Source organism: Janthinobacterium svalbardense, from assembly GCF_002327145.1.
Lineage (GTDB): Bacteria > Pseudomonadota > Gammaproteobacteria > Burkholderiales > Burkholderiaceae_D > Janthinobacterium > Janthinobacterium tructae.
Genome location: NZ_CP023422.1, coordinates 2,033,202 through 2,046,981, shown reverse-complemented (window position 1 = coordinate 2,046,981; position 13,780 = coordinate 2,033,202). Strand labels below are relative to the sequence as shown.

The window sequence follows — 13,780 nt, the reverse complement described above, 5'->3', positions numbered from 1 at the left end:
TCAGGCGGCCCTGCGCACCGCGCTCCTGGCAGGGATGACGCACACGTCGCCATCGCTATTGGTCGCCGTCGTCAGGGCGATGCCGTACAGCGCGGCCAGGGCGGGTACGGCGCCGGCATCGCTGCCGATATCGGCGACCAGCTGGCCCGAACGCACCAGCAGCAGCCGGTCAAAACCCAGCAAGGCATGATTGATGTCGTGCAGGATGGCGATGACGGCGTGGCCGCGCGCGGCGCAAAACTGCTGCAGGCTGTCGAGCAAATCGAACTGCAAGCCGGGATCGAGCGCCGCCAGCGGTTCGTCGACGAGTATCAAGCCATTGTCGACATCCCACATCTGCGCGAAGATGCGCGCCAGCTGCACCCTGGCCTGCTCGCCGCCGGACAGCGTATCCAGGCGGCGGCCCAGCAAGTGCGCGGCGTGCGCCAGGGCGGCCGCCTCCTGCACGATACGCTCCAGTTGGGGGTCGACCAGGCGTGCCACCCGCCCCAGGCCGATCACCAGCGCGCACTGCAATCCGAAGGCCACGTTCGAGCCTTGCGGCAAGACGGCGCGGCGCAGGGCCAGTTCGGCCAGCGGCCACTGCACGAGCGGCCGGCCCGCGAATATCACCTGGCCCGCCTGCGGCTGCAGTTCGCGCGCCATCAGTTTCAACAGGGTCGACTTGCCCGCGCCGCTGGGGCCGAGAATGGCGATGCGCTCGCCGGGATGCACCTGCACATTGAAGGGGCCGAAATACTGCTGGCCCAGTTGCGTGGTGGCGAAGGCGAGTTCCAGTATGGGCGTCATGTTCACCTCTAGGCTGTGCCGTGGCGGAAGCGCCGCAACAGCATCAGGAAAAATGGCCCGCCCAGCAAGGCCGTGAAAATGCCGACGGGGACTTCCGCGGGAATCGCGACCGTGCGCGCCAGGGTGTCGGCCAACAGCAGCAGCAAGCCGCCCATCAGCATCGCCAGCGGCAGCACGCGGCGCTGGTCGGCGCCCAGCCAGGTGCGCACCAGGTGCGGCGCGATCAAGCCAATAAAACCGATGCCGCCGCACCAGGCGACGGCAAAGCCCGTCAACACGGCCACCAGCACGATCACCTGCGTGCGCAGCCGGTCCACGTCGATGCCCACGTGCAGCGCTTGCGCCTCGCCCAGCGCCAGCGCGTTCAGGGAACGCATCAGAAAACGCGTGGCCCACAGCGCGCCGGCCAGCACCAGCAGCAGGGCTGCCACCTGGCGCCAGCTGCCGGCCGACAGCGAACCCAATGTCCAGAAAGTCAGGGTGCGTAACTGGTCGTCGCTGGCCAGGTAGATGCACAGGCCCATGACAGCCACCGTGATGGCGTTCAGCGCCACGCCCGTCAGCAGCAGGCCGATGATGGAGCCTGGCGTGGCCCAGCGGGCAACGCGATCGAGCAGCACGCAAATAAGCATGGCGCCGGCAAACGCGGCCCCCGGCAGCAGCCACACGCGCAGCTCGGGCGCCACGTGCAGGCTGGCGGCGAAGACGATGGTGACCGCGCCCGCGCAGGCGGCGCCGCTGCTCACGCCCAGCAACCCCGGGTCGGCCAGCGGATTGCGAAACAACCCTTGCGTCAGGCCGCCGGCCAGCGCCAGCGCGGCGCCGATCAGGATGGCAAACAGGGCGCGCGGCAAACGGATATGCCACAGCACATAGGCGCCGCCGGACAACGCATCGTCGCCCGCTTGCAACGGCGCCAGCCAGTCGGCCAGGGTCACGGGCACGGCGCCCGCCTGCACGGCGATGAGCAAGCCACAAGCCAGGGCGGCGGCCAGCAAGCCGCCAGCGCCCCAGCGTGGCCAGGACACTGCCGGCGTCATCGCGCGCACGTTCATGCGGCCATGGCTTTGGCAAACGCGGCGTCGAGTTCGGCCAGCGCCTGCGGCATGCGCGGGCCAAAGCCCAGCAGCAGCATGGCTTCCAGCGAAACGATGCGGTGCTTGCGCCCGGCAGGTGTCTGCGCCAGGCCTGGCAATTTGAGGATGCCGTCCACGCCGCCCGAGGCTTTCAATCCCTGATCCGTGACGAGCACGATATCGGGCCGCGCGGCGATCACGGCTTCCGGCGTAAGGGGCTTGTAGCCGGCGAATCCACCCTGACCGCCCATCACGTTGACGGCGCCCGCATACGCGAGCATGGCGTCGGCGCCCGTCTCGCGCCCACCCACCATCACCTGGTTCGGCGCATGGGCGAGGATGAACAGCACGCGCACGGCTGATTGCACCGGTGATTGGCTGCGCTGGCGCACCTTGCCCAGGGCGCCGTGCCATTGCTGCTGCAAGGCTTGCGCCAGGCGCGCGGCGGGGTCGGCACGGCCCGTGATCCGGCCCACCTGTTTTACCCGTTCGAGCAAGCCTTCGAATTGGTTATTCGCGTTCAGCACCGCCACCGGCACGCCCGCGTCGCGCACCTGCCGCAGCACCGCTTGCGGCCCCGCTTCCTCGGTGGCGATCAGCTGCGTGGGCGCCAGCGACAGCACGCCCTCGGCCGACAGGGTGCGCGCATAGCCCACTTGCGGCAGCTGTTGCGCCACGGCCGGATACAGCGAGGTGGTATCGACGCCCACCAGTTCGCCCTGCGCCCCGAGCGCATACACGATTTCCGTCAGGGCGCCGCCGACGCTGACGATGCGCCGCGCTTTGACCACAGGTGTGCCCGCGTCGGACACGGCGGCCAGCACCTGCATCGGCGCGGCCAGGGCCAGCGCTCCCGCCCCCATTTTTTTCAGCGCGATGCGGCGCGCCACGCTGGCGGCGATCATGCGGCGCATAGTTCGCCCTCCTGCACGACGCGTTCGACGATATGGCGCCATTCGCACAGTTCATGCACGCCCGGCTTGCGTTCGCCGAAGAACATGACGATGGTGTCGCCCCTGGCGTCGAACAGTTCCACCGATGTCACCAGTCCATCGACTGTCGGCTTTTTCACCACCCAGGCGCTGGCGATATGGTCTTCGCGCAAATGCAGGTTGAAGCGCGTGTCGAGGACATTGATCCACGGCCCCATCACGGCGATCTTGTGCACGGGGCCAGAATGGATCTGGATCATGCCGGCATTGCCAACGAAGGCCATGATGGACACTTTTTCAAGGGCGGCGCTATTGAGCAGGTCGAGCACGCAGGATTTGTCGAGCTGCTGCACGAAGCGCGCTTCGGCCAGGCGCAGGCCCTGCAGGCGCGAGACCGAATATTTTTTCAGCACGGTGAAAAATTCATGCGTGTCGCGCAAGTCGGCCCAGGCGGCGCGAAAACCGGCCACGTCGATCTGCGCGTCGGGCAGTTCCGCCGGCGGCGGCGGCGCGGCCATCACGGCAATGCCGGCCGCCTGGTCCGCGTCGGCAAAATGCGCCACCAGCGCGTCATAGGCGGCCAGATCGCTTTGCGGCTTGAGGAATATCTTGTGCACGGCGTGGCCGGCGGCATCGAAAAATTGCAGGCTGCGCTGCACTTCGTGCTCGCCCATCTCGCGCACGGCAAAGCCATGTGCCCACTGGCGGTAAAACACGCGCAGGTCGATGTCGCCACCCAGCACCAGGCCCACGTGATTGTTGTGGCTAGTCTTGCGGTAGACGCCCGTCTTTTCATGCACGCACGAAGCGTTGCGCGTCAGCGCCATGACTTCGCCCAGCGGTTCCAGCGCCTGGACGATGGCGGGCCAGTCGGCTTGCAGGCGCACGGCGCCCAGCAAGGCGCCATCGGCCAGCGACAGGCCCGCATGCGCGGCAATCAGCTCGCCTTCGGCTATGCCCAGTTCCTCGGCGATGTCGCGGTGGCGGGCCTTCTTTTCACGGCGCAGGCGGGCAAATTCACTGGCGACCAGCTCGGTATTGCAAATGGGGAACGTGCTCGACACGGTGTCTCCTTTCAAGGCGAACACTGGCTGGCATGCGGAGGGCTGGCTGGTGGTGGGGGAATCTTGCAGTCAATTATAAATGAGAATCATTCGCAATCAAGATTTTATGTGCAAAAAAAAACGCCGCGACAGGAAACCCGTCGCGGCGCCAAAGGAGACCGATCGATACAGCCGATCAGTTCAGGAAAACAGGATCATGCGCTGGCCTGCACGCCCGGCATGGCCGCCGCCTTGGGCGCGGGACGCTGCGCCAGCAAGACCACGGCGGCCAGCACCATGGCGCCGCCCAGCAATTGCGTGCCGCTGACGGTTTCTTTCAGCATGGTCACGCCGAACGCCATCGTGATCACAGGTTCAAACGTGGAAATGATGGACGCCTTGGCCGCGCCGATTTGCGCCACGCCGGCAAAGAAAGCGGCAATCGCGATGGCCGTCGAGAACAGGGCGATGGCGCTGACGGCCAGCCAGCCCGTCGGCGTGCCAGGCAAGGCCACGCCTTGCCACAGTGCAATCGCAGTATTCGACAGGCCGGCCGTGCCCAGGATCACCACGCAGGCGGCCAATGGGTGAATATTCTCGCGGCTTTTCGACAGGCTGTTGCCAAACAGAATGTACACGGCGTACACGCCGGCCGCCATCAATGCCAGCGCGATGCCGATGGGCTGGCCCTGCAGCTTGCCGCCCAGGGTGATGGCCATGCCGGCAATCGCCAGCGCCATCAGCACCAGCATGCGCCGGTCCAGCTTTTCCCAGCCCAGCGCCAGCGCGAGGATGGTCACCAGCACGGGATACACGTACAGCAACATGCCGCACAGGCCGCTGCTGGCATACATGAGCGCATTGAAATAGCCTTGCGACTGGGCCGTGTACATCAGGCCCATCAGCATGTAACCAGCCAGCAGGCGGCCGCGCGGCAAGCGCCAGCCACCGAGCCACACGAGCGGCAGCAACAGCATGGCGGCGATGACGAAACGCAAGGCCAGCATGGTCGACGGGTTGACCCCGGACGCATAGGCCGCCTTGGCAAACACTGCGGAACTGCCGAAACCGGCGGCCGACAGCAACACCAGCGCAACGGCGCGGCGATCAGACATGACTAAACCTCTTTGAGTACGCCAGGGCAAACCTGCTGCGCGTCGCGCTTTGCGGCCTGCGATGCTCACCGTACTGAAGTACGGTTGCGCTTCTCAGCCACAAATCACTGCCGCTCGCGACGGTTTTCCCAGGCGTTGTAAATATTAATGCCAAGCAAGGCTGGAAGGTGATGCGTGCGTGAAATGCATGCGTGAATCCTATTGCGGGTCACTTCACGCGATGACGGCATCATATTCGCTTGCGCAAAATGAAACAAACCAATATTCTTCACGGATAGGCCGAATATTACTGAGGCTCAATTCCCTTGAAGAGTGCCATGTCACGTCCCTTGCCCCCACTCGCCGCCCTGCACGCCTTTGAGGCGGCTGCCCGCCATGAAGGCTTCCAGCGCGCGGGCGAAGAATTGCACGTCTCGGCTGGCGCCATCGGCCACCACGTGAAACAGCTGGAAGCGTGGCTCGGTATCGTGCTGTTCCAGCGCATGCCGCGCGGCGTGGTGCTCACCAGCGCCGGCCAGCGCTATGCGGCCTCGCTGGGGCCGATACTCAACCAGCTGGCCGACGTCTCCGAGCAGGCCCGGCGCCAGGGCGATGACAAGGTGGTAACGGTGACGGCCACCAGTTCGCTCGTCTCGCGCTGGCTGATGCCGCGCCTGGGCCGCCTGCGCGACCGCTATCCGCAGATCGAGCTGCGCGTGCTGGCCTCGATGCACCCGGTCGACCTGGCGCGCGATGGCGTCGACGTGGCCATCCGCCTGGGACCGGGCCGCTATCCGGGCCTCAAAGTGGATTTACTCATGGAAGAATGGTTTTCCGCCGTCTGCAGCCCCGGCTTTCGCGCCAACGCGGCCAGCCTGCGCCAGCCCGCCGACCTGCTGCGCTATCCGCTGCTGCACGACGAACCGGAAGTGCACCTGCCCGGCGAAATCGACTGGACGCGCTGGCTGCACAGCTGCGGCGTGCATTACAGCGGCAATAGCGGCAACAGCGGCGCACGCTTTTCGCACACGTATTTATGCCTGGACGCGGCCGCCAGCGGCCAGGGCGTGGCCATCGCCGCCAGCCCCCTGATCGGCGACGATTTACGGTCGGGCCGCCTGGTGCGCGTGTTCGAACACGCGGTGCGCGGCCCACACTGCTATTACCTGCTGCGCTCGCCCCAGGCGGAAACGCGTCCCCTCGTGCACGCGTTCTGCGAATGGCTGATCGCCGAGGCCCGCGCCGACCAGGAAACCGTCTGGCCCACCGTGGAGAGCGCATGACGAACAGGGAACTGGCGCGCAGCGCCACATATATTGTCCAGCATGAATATGAACAGGCCAGCGTGACGGCGGCCAATGGAAGGCGGCAAGAGCTGGGCGAATTCTATGGCGATCCGGCCGTGGCCTTGATCGATGCCGATGAACAATGGTGCGCCGTGGCGGGCGAGGGATTGGTGCTGTGCCGGCTGGGACAGCCGTTCGGGCAGAGCGCGGAATATTTCCGCCAGCCTGGCGAAACAGTATGGATCACGGACTTGCGGCAAACGGGGCCGTTTGCGCTGGAGTGGCAGGATGAGGATGGCGCTTGGTCTGCCCTCGCCTTCGAGGCGGCGGATGTGTCGGCTTACGCGCCAAGGCGCTAACCCGACCTACGCCAGCGGCGGTAACGGCTCGTAGGTCGGCTTAGCGCGCAGCGCGTAAGCCGACAACACCATTACAATTTAATAAAATTCTCGCGGTAATATTTCAGCTCTTCGATCGATTCCAGAATATCGGCCAGGGCCGTGTGCTTCTGGTGTTTCTTGAAACCGGTAGCGATTTCCGGCTTCCAGCGCTTGCACAGCTCTTTCAGTGTCGATACGTCCACATTGCGGTAGTGGAAGAACGCTTCCAGCTTCGGCATGCCGCGCACCATGAAGCGGCGGTCCTGGCCGATGGTGTTGCCGCACATGGGCGACTTGCCTGCCGGTACGTATTTCTTCAAGAACGCGATCAGCTCCGCTTCCGCCTGCGCTTCCGTCACGGTCGACGCTTTCACCTTGTCGATCAGGCCGGAGCGGCCATGCGTGCCCTTGTTCCAGGCATCCATCTTGTTCAGCGTTTCATCCGACTGGTGAATCACGAACACGGGGCCTTCGGCCAGCAGGTTCAAATGCATGTCCGTCACCACCACCGCCACCTCGATGATGCGGTCGGTATCGGGCTCCAGGCCCGTCATTTCCATGTCAACCCAGACCAGGTTCATCTCATTTGGACGTGCCGGGACAATGGGTGCGGGGGTGGATGCAGTTAAGTCGGTCGCTTGTGACATAATTCTCTCTTGGCCTAATCAAACTAAATAATCAGCCATTTTCTCACAGGCACAGAATGTATTCACTCGCGTTTTCGATTTTGTTTGTATCCGTCCTCGTTTTGACCCTCGCCGTGCGCTTCTGGCTCGCTTCGCGGCAGATTCGCCACGTGCTGGCGCACCGCGCGGCAGTCCCGCCCGAATTCGCGGAAAAGATCCCGCTGGCCGCGCACCAGAAGGCGGCCGACTACACGGTGGCGAAGACCAAGTTCGGCTTGCTGACCTTGCTGGTCAACTACGCCGTGCTGATCGGTTTTACCTTGCTGGGCGGCCTGCAATGGCTGGCGCTGTCCCTGAATGAATGGATGGGGGCGGGTTCGCCCATGCTGTACCAGATCGGCCTGATCGCCGCCTTCGCCGCCATTTCCGGCCTGATCGACCTGCCTTTCGACTACTACCGCCAATTCGTGCTGGAACAACGTTTCGGCTTCAACACCATGGCACGCAAGCTGTTCTTCACGGACATGCTCAAGGGCGTGGGCCTGGGCGCGGCCATCGGCCTGCCCCTGATTTGGGTCGTGCTGACCCTGATGGCCAAGTCGGGCGACCTGTGGTGGCTGTACGCGTGGTTCGTCTGGAGCGGCTTCCAGTTGCTGATGATGGTGCTGTTTCCTACAGTTATTGCCCCGCTGTTCAACAAATTCACGCCGCTGGCCGATGAATCGCTGAAAAGCCGCATCGAAGGCTTGATGCAGCGCGTGGGTTTCGCCTCGAAAGGCTTGTTCGTGATGGACGGCTCGAAGCGCAGCGCCCATGGCAACGCGTATTTCTCGGGTTTTGGCGCCAACAAGCGCATCGTCTTCTTCGACACCCTGCTGTCGCGCCTGGCGCCGCAGGAAATCGAAGCCGTGCTGGCGCATGAACTGGGCCATTTCAAGCTCAAGCACATCGTCAAGCGCATCGCCATGATGTTTGTCATCTCGCTGGGCTTTTTGGCGCTGCTGGGCTTCCTGAAGACGCAGCCATGGTTTTATGCGGGCCTGGGCATCGATCCCGTCACCCTGGCACTGACGGGCCAGCCGACGGACGCGCTGGCCCTGCTGCTGTTCATGCTGGCCTTGCCCGTCTTCACTTTCCTGCTGGGACCGCTGACCTCGCTGAGCTCGCGCAAGCATGAATTCGAAGCCGACGCCTTTGCCGCCACGCACACGCAAGCGGACGACCTGGTCTCGGCCCTCGTCAAAATGTATGAAGACAATGCGTCAACCCTGACGCCCGACCCGCTGCACTCGGCCTTCTACGACTCGCACCCGCCGGCCAGCGTGCGCATCCGCCACCTGAAAGGGGCTACGACATGAATACGCCATCGACTTCGCAAGACCTGTCCCAACTGTCCTGCGCACCGCGCCAGCAGGCGCTGGGCGACACAGACATCGCCACCCTGCACGCCTTGCTGCCCCAGTGGACGGTGCAAAATGGCAAGCTGTGCCGCGACTTCGGTTTCAAGAATTACTACCAGACCCTGGCGTTCGTGAACGCCCTGGCCTATATGACCCATACGCAAGACCACCATCCGGAGCTCATCATTACTTACAAAACCTGCGCCGTGCGCTACGATACGCACTCGGTCAACCAGGGCGCCGGCGGCCTGTCCGAAAACGACTTCATCTGCGCCGCCAAGGCCGACCTCATCTACCAGAGCAGCCAGGTGGCACCATGAGCGAAGGCAAGTTGACGGGTATTATCATCGCCGCCCATGGCCGCCACTACCTGGCCGACGTGGACGGCGCCAAGCTGCAATGCGTGACACGCGGCAAGAAGACCAATGTGGCCGTGGGTGACATCGTGCACCTGACGCGCACTTCCAACGACCAGGCCGTCATCGACCGCATCGAGGAACGCAAGACCCTGCTGTACCGCTCGGACCAGTACAAATCGAAGTTGCTGGCAGCCAACCTGACGCAGCTGTTCATCGTCGTGGCCACGGAACCGGGCTTTGCCGACGACCTGATCTCGCGCTCGCTGGTGGCGGCCGACGCAGCCGGCATCGCGGCGCGCATCATCCTGAATAAAACGGACGTGACCGCCTCGCTGGAGCGCGCCCGCGAACGGCTGCTGCCGTATTCCTCGATGGGCTATCCCGTCGATGAGGTATCGGCGCGCGCCGAACCCGAGCACGCCGTAGCCACCCTGGCGCCGCTGCTGGCGGGCCAGTCGTCGATCCTGATCGGCCAGTCGGGCATGGGCAAGTCGTCATTGATCAACCTGCTGGTGCCGGACGCCGACATCGCCGTGCGCGAAATCTCGGCCGCGCTCGACACGGGCAAGCACACGACGACCTTTACGCGCCTGTACAAGCTGGACGAACTGGGCGCGAACAGCTCCATCATCGATTCACCGGGCTTCCAGGAATTCGGCCTGTACCACCTGTCCGAGGGCATGCTGGAGCGGGCCTTCCGCGAATTCCAGCCCTATCTGGGCGGCTGCAAGTTCTACAACTGCCGCCACCTGATCGAGCCGCAGTGTGCCATCCTGCAAGCATTGTCTGAAGGCAAGATCGCCAAGATGCGCCATACCCTGTATGGCCAGCTGCTGCACGAATCGGCGCAGACGCTGTATTAATAAATATTTCGCTCATTCAAATATAGAGCCGAAAAACACCCGGCAAGCGAAATTTAATTTCGCTGCCGAGCCCGTCATCCGACTTTAATCCCAAAACCGTTCATCCGCTGTTTTCGGCATTTCAGCGCTTCAAACCTGCCTTCCATCGCCTGCCACTGGCGATGGCCAGGTGCGTTTGCTAACTTGACACCAGTCCCTGCCGGAAACCCGCCAGCGACCACACGATCTAACTCTAACCAATCCTGTCATCCTGATCGAAGGTGAATGTCATGCATACCAAACGCTTACTCCCCCTCCTCGCCGCTATCTTCGCCCTTGCCGGCGGCACGGCCCAGGCGCAAACCGCCGCCGCACCGCAAACCACTGACAGCGTGCGCGTCACGACTGGCACCTACTATCACGTCACAGCCCAGGAAGCCTTCGACATCGAACAGCAATACCGCATGTCGAATGGACAACGCCTGGAAGTCCAGCAGCAGCACAACCGTTTCTTTGGCCGCCTGATCGACGAGCGTGAATTGCGGGAAAAGCCCAGCGTGGAAATCTATCCCACCGGGCCGGGCCAGTTTGTCAGCAAAAAGGGCACGGCCTTCGTTTTCAGCAATGCGGGCGAGCGCGTGGTGATCGACGACGCCCAGTTCCTGCCCGGCTTGCGCATGCCCGCCGACATGCGCAGCGCCAGCACCGACGCTGGCAGCGCCAGCATCCGCCTGGTGTCGCGCTAAGCGCCAGGTCCAGCATCGAACGCCGGGGGCAAATCGCCCCGGCCGGTGGCGCCATGCCGGATGAATAATTCTGACCGGCGCACTGAACAATTCCCCTGAATGCAGCTTACAATGCGATGACACATGGCCTGTGCGGTCGCAGGCTGGGGCTAAGTTTGCGGGGGAGAATGCTTGAATGGAAATGTTCGCGCTCGAACATGACGTAGCGCAGTGGGAAAGCGCATTGCTGCCGTTGCGCGGTGCCGGGCGCGTACCGCTGCTGCTGTTGCTATCCTGGCATTTGCGCCAGCGTGATTGCACCAGAGCAATTGCGCTGAGCGAGGAAGCGCAGCTGCTGCTGCCGCTGGCCGGCCTGGAAGCGGCAGCAATGGAACAGGCGCGTGCGCGCTTGCAACTGGTGCAGGCGGAAGTAGCGTGGCTGCAAGGCGCGCTCGACTCCGCGGAAAGCCTGGCCATGGCAGCGCGCGCCACCTGCGACGCGCACGGCGACGCCGTCGGCTGCGCCGACGCCCACTGGCTGCTATCCTCGATCGCCGTCGACCGGGGCGACCATGCCCGTTGCGATGCCGAACTGCTGGCCGCAGCGGAGCAAGCGCGCGGCGCCGGCGATGCAATGCGCGCCCGCCTGGCCGACGCGGCCTCGGCGCGCTGGGCCGTCTTGCGCGATGCGCCAGCCGCGCAGGCGCGCTGGGGCAAGCACTTCCAGGCCGACAGCGCCAGCGGCAAGCTGCCCGCGCCGCTGGCCGCCTGGGTACATGACTACCGTGGCTTGCTGGCGCATACGTCGCGCGACCTGGGCGCGGCTGCCGGCCACTACATGCAAAGCTATGAAGCGGCGCTGGAAAGCGGCCAGCTGCGCGGCGCCATCACGGCCGCCATCAATATCGGTGACTGCTTCTCCAGCCTCAACGACAACGAATCGGCCCTCGAATGGATGCAGTGCGCGCTGGACCTGGCGCGCCCCACCGGCTGGCCGCGCAGCATCGGCGCCTGCCAGACGCATACAGCCGAAACCATGCGCAAGCTGGGACGCCTGGCCGCCGCCGAAGACTTGCTGCGTGAAGCGCTGCACATCCTGACCCCCGTGTCGGGTGCGCGCACGTATGCCAACGCGCTGTTCCACCTGGGCGAACTGAGCCTGGACAAGGGCGACTACGACACGGCGCTCGACGCCTTCAGCCGCCTGGCGCAGCGCGCCGAAGCGCTGCGCCAGGCCGATTTCCGCAGCATGGCGCAGCGCGGCAGCGCCCACGCGCTGTCCTACCTGGACCGACCGGACGAGGCGTTGCAAGCGGCCGAGCGGGCGCGCCAGCTGGCCACGGCGCAGGGCGACGCCATGCACCAGGTAGCGGCGCTGCGCGTCCTGGCCATGCTGCATGCGCGCCACGAGCTGCCGCCGCCGTCAGGCATGCAGGAACGCAATCCGGCCCTGCATTTCCTGCACCAGGCGCTGCAGGTAGCCTCTTCCATCGAAGGCTATGTGCCGCCCGGCGAACTGCTCGATGCGCTGGCGCGCGAATACGCGCATGCGGGCGACTATGCGCGCGCCTACGATATCGCCCTCGATGCGGGCGTGGCGCGCGAAAAAAGCCACACCCAGCAAGCCAGCAACCGCGCCACCGCCATGCAGGTCTACCACCAGACGGAACATGCGCGCTCGGAAGGCTATCACCACCGCGAACTGGCCGCTTCCGAAGCGCGCCGCGCCGAAGTGCTGCAACAGACCAGCGACACCTTGGAACGGCTGTCGGCCATCGGCCAGGAAATCACCACCCACCTCGACGCCAGCGCCGTGTTCCAGGTGCTCGACCGCCACGTGCATGCCTTGCTGCCAGTCAACACCTTCGCCGTCTACATGCTCGATGCGGCGGGCACGGCGCTGCGCCGCGCGCACGGCATGGAAGCGGGCCGGCCGCTGTCCGACAACGCCATTCCACTGAGCAATCCACGCGCCTACTCCGTGCGCTGCCTGCTGGGCCGGCGCGAAGTGTATATCGACCAGGTGCCGCCCAAGCGCCACGCCTACACCGTGCCCGGCACCCTGCATAACCAGAGCGTGCTGTATGTGCCCTTGACGGTGGGCGAGCGCGTGCTGGGCGTGATGACGGTGCAGGCTTGCCATGCCCATGCCTACGGCGAACGCGAGCGGCTGATCTTCCGCACTCTGTGCGCGTATGGCGCCATCGCGCTCGACAATGCCAGCGCCTACCGGCAGCTGCAAGATGCCCAGGCGCAACTGGTGTCGCAGGAAAAACTCGCCGCCCTCGGTTCCCTGATGGCCGGCGTGGCGCATGAACTCAATACCCCCATCGGCAACAGTCTGTTGATCGCCAGCACCATGCAGCAAAAGACGGAAGACGTGGAACGCCTGATGAACGGTCCCGGCCTGCGCCGCTCCGACCTGGCCGCCTACATCGACGATGCGGGCAAGGCGTCGGCACTGGTGATGCGCGGCCTGCACAGTGCGGCCGACCTGGTCAACAGCTTCAAGCAGGTGGCCGTCGACCGCACCACGGAACAGCGGCGCCAGTTCGACCTGCAACAGGTGAGCAATGAAATCATCGCCACCGTCATGAACCGCATCCGCAGCTCGGGCCACCGCATCGAGACGGACATCGCATTCGGCATCGCCATGGATAGCTATCCTGGCCCGTTCGGGCAGGTGACCACCAACCTGATCAACAATTCCCTGCTGCACGCCTTCGACCAGATGGACGGCGGCAACGCGGGCAGGATGCGCCTGTCCGCTGCGGCCGACGAGGCGCGCGTGCTGATCGTCTTTGAAGACAATGGCGGCGGCATCGCCGAACAGCATCTGTCGCGCATCTTCGATCCCTTCTTTACGACCAAGCTGGGCCAGGGCGGCAGCGGCCTGGGTTTGTCGATCAGCTACAACATCGTCACGGCCCTGCTGGGCGGCACCATCCAGGTGGCCAGCAGCCCCGCCGGCACGCGCTTCACGCTGGACCTGCCCCTGGTGGCGCCGCAGATCGATGCGGCCACCCCGGCCAACATCTATTGAGCCGGCAAGACACTGGCTGGACGCGGCCACTTGTCTACACAAGTACCCGTCCGACCAGTCTTTCCAATCTAAAAGCAAAACCCTTATAATTGAATGGCTGAAGTCCCTGCCATTGCATGATTTACAACTTGGCAAACCGCATCGACCCGCGCGACAAACAGGCACGGGCACCGATCAATACAGCA

Annotated in this window: 13 protein-coding genes; 7 read left to right on the top strand and 6 right to left on the bottom strand. The window is 64.5% G+C overall.

The window, feature by feature from the left end; genetic code table 11:
• The 5 genes from CNX70_RS09060 to CNX70_RS09040 form a co-directional block, all read right to left on the bottom strand.
• The gene (locus CNX70_RS09060) at positions 1-789 is read right to left on the bottom strand and encodes an ATP-binding cassette domain-containing protein (protein ID WP_096238349.1); all 789 of its coding nucleotides are present in this window, start codon (positions 787-789) and stop codon (positions 1-3) included.
• 8 nt (positions 790-797) lie between these two features.
• Complete coding sequence (locus CNX70_RS09055) at positions 798-1,844, bottom strand: FecCD family ABC transporter permease (protein ID WP_096234433.1); 1,047 nt, start codon at positions 1,842-1,844, stop codon at positions 798-800.
• Positions 1,841-2,779 carry a heme/hemin ABC transporter substrate-binding protein gene (locus CNX70_RS09050; RefSeq protein WP_096234432.1) on the bottom strand — a complete coding sequence of 313 codons (939 nt, stop codon included), beginning with the start codon at positions 2,777-2,779 and terminating at the stop codon, positions 1,841-1,843. The genes CNX70_RS09055 and CNX70_RS09050 overlap by 4 nt, the downstream gene beginning before the upstream one ends.
• Positions 2,767-3,861, bottom strand: a complete 1,095-nt coding sequence (locus tag CNX70_RS09045) for a hemin-degrading factor (protein ID WP_208624509.1) — start codon at positions 3,859-3,861, stop codon at positions 2,767-2,769. Before CNX70_RS09045 ends, CNX70_RS09050 begins: the two co-directional genes overlap by 13 nt.
• 194 nt (positions 3,862-4,055) lie before the next feature.
• Positions 4,056-4,955: a DMT family transporter gene (locus tag CNX70_RS09040; RefSeq protein ID WP_096234431.1), complete on the bottom strand. Its 900-nt coding sequence runs from the start codon at positions 4,953-4,955 to the stop codon at positions 4,056-4,058.
• A 317-nt stretch (positions 4,956-5,272) separates the two neighbouring features.
• On the opposite strand from CNX70_RS09040, the gene gcvA reads away from it, so the two are divergent.
• Together gcvA and CNX70_RS09030 are read left to right on the top strand one after the other, a co-directional pair.
• Positions 5,273-6,217 carry a transcriptional regulator GcvA gene (gene gcvA / locus CNX70_RS09035; protein ID WP_096234430.1) on the top strand — a complete coding sequence of 315 codons (945 nt, stop codon included), beginning with the start codon at positions 5,273-5,275 and terminating at the stop codon, positions 6,215-6,217.
• Entirely contained in the window at positions 6,214-6,579 is a 366-nt protein-coding gene (locus CNX70_RS09030) for a hypothetical protein (protein ID WP_096234429.1), read from the top strand. The genes gcvA and CNX70_RS09030 overlap by 4 nt, the downstream gene beginning before the upstream one ends.
• A 71-nt stretch (positions 6,580-6,650) precedes the next feature.
• Here CNX70_RS09030 and orn read toward each other — a convergent pair whose 3' ends face one another.
• A complete protein-coding gene (orn, locus tag CNX70_RS09025) occupies positions 6,651-7,247 on the bottom strand; it encodes an oligoribonuclease (RefSeq protein ID WP_180278604.1) in 597 nt (198 codons plus the stop codon).
• Between the two features lie 56 nt (positions 7,248-7,303).
• On the opposite strand from orn, the gene CNX70_RS09020 reads away from it, so the two are divergent.
• From CNX70_RS09020 to CNX70_RS09000, 5 genes are all read left to right on the top strand, one after another.
• Positions 7,304-8,584 carry a M48 family metallopeptidase gene (locus tag CNX70_RS09020; protein ID WP_096234427.1) on the top strand — a complete coding sequence of 427 codons (1,281 nt, stop codon included), beginning with the start codon at positions 7,304-7,306 and terminating at the stop codon, positions 8,582-8,584.
• The gene (locus CNX70_RS09015) at positions 8,581-8,946 is read left to right on the top strand and encodes a 4a-hydroxytetrahydrobiopterin dehydratase (RefSeq protein WP_071078777.1); all 366 of its coding nucleotides are present in this window, start codon (positions 8,581-8,583) and stop codon (positions 8,944-8,946) included. Before CNX70_RS09020 ends, CNX70_RS09015 begins: the two co-directional genes overlap by 4 nt.
• Entirely contained in the window at positions 8,943-9,848 is a 906-nt protein-coding gene (rsgA, locus tag CNX70_RS09010; protein ID WP_096234426.1) for a ribosome small subunit-dependent GTPase A, read from the top strand. The genes CNX70_RS09015 and rsgA overlap by 4 nt, the downstream gene beginning before the upstream one ends.
• A 269-nt stretch (positions 9,849-10,117) precedes the next feature.
• Complete coding sequence (locus CNX70_RS09005; RefSeq protein WP_096234425.1) at positions 10,118-10,573, top strand: hypothetical protein; 456 nt, start codon at positions 10,118-10,120, stop codon at positions 10,571-10,573.
• A gap of 181 nt (positions 10,574-10,754) precedes the next feature.
• Positions 10,755-13,595, top strand: coding sequence for an ATP-binding protein (locus CNX70_RS09000; protein ID WP_244199086.1), 2,841 nt, complete (start codon positions 10,755-10,757; stop codon positions 13,593-13,595).
• Positions 13,596-13,780 lie beyond the last annotated feature (185 nt).

Coding starts and splice junctions, on each gene's coding strand:
- CNX70_RS09060 (WP_096238349.1), bottom strand. CDS start 789: ATGACGCCCATACTGGAACTCGCCTTCGCCACCACGCAACTGGGCCAG.
- CNX70_RS09055 (WP_096234433.1), bottom strand. CDS start 1,844: ATGAACGTGCGCGCGATGACGCCGGCAGTGTCCTGGCCACGCTGGGGC.
- CNX70_RS09050 (WP_096234432.1), bottom strand. CDS start 2,779: ATGCGCCGCATGATCGCCGCCAGCGTGGCGCGCCGCATCGCGCTGAAA.
- CNX70_RS09040 (WP_096234431.1), bottom strand. CDS start 4,955: ATGTCTGATCGCCGCGCCGTTGCGCTGGTGTTGCTGTCGGCCGCCGGT.
- gcvA (WP_096234430.1), top strand. CDS start 5,273: ATGTCACGTCCCTTGCCCCCACTCGCCGCCCTGCACGCCTTTGAGGCG.
- CNX70_RS09030 (WP_096234429.1), top strand. CDS start 6,214: ATGACGAACAGGGAACTGGCGCGCAGCGCCACATATATTGTCCAGCAT.
- orn (WP_180278604.1), bottom strand. CDS start 7,247: ATGTCACAAGCGACCGACTTAACTGCATCCACCCCCGCACCCATTGTC.
- CNX70_RS09020 (WP_096234427.1), top strand. CDS start 7,304: ATGTATTCACTCGCGTTTTCGATTTTGTTTGTATCCGTCCTCGTTTTG.
- CNX70_RS09015 (WP_071078777.1), top strand. CDS start 8,581: ATGAATACGCCATCGACTTCGCAAGACCTGTCCCAACTGTCCTGCGCA.
- rsgA (WP_096234426.1), top strand. CDS start 8,943: ATGAGCGAAGGCAAGTTGACGGGTATTATCATCGCCGCCCATGGCCGC.
- CNX70_RS09005 (WP_096234425.1), top strand. CDS start 10,118: ATGCATACCAAACGCTTACTCCCCCTCCTCGCCGCTATCTTCGCCCTT.
- CNX70_RS09000 (WP_244199086.1), top strand. CDS start 10,755: ATGTTCGCGCTCGAACATGACGTAGCGCAGTGGGAAAGCGCATTGCTG.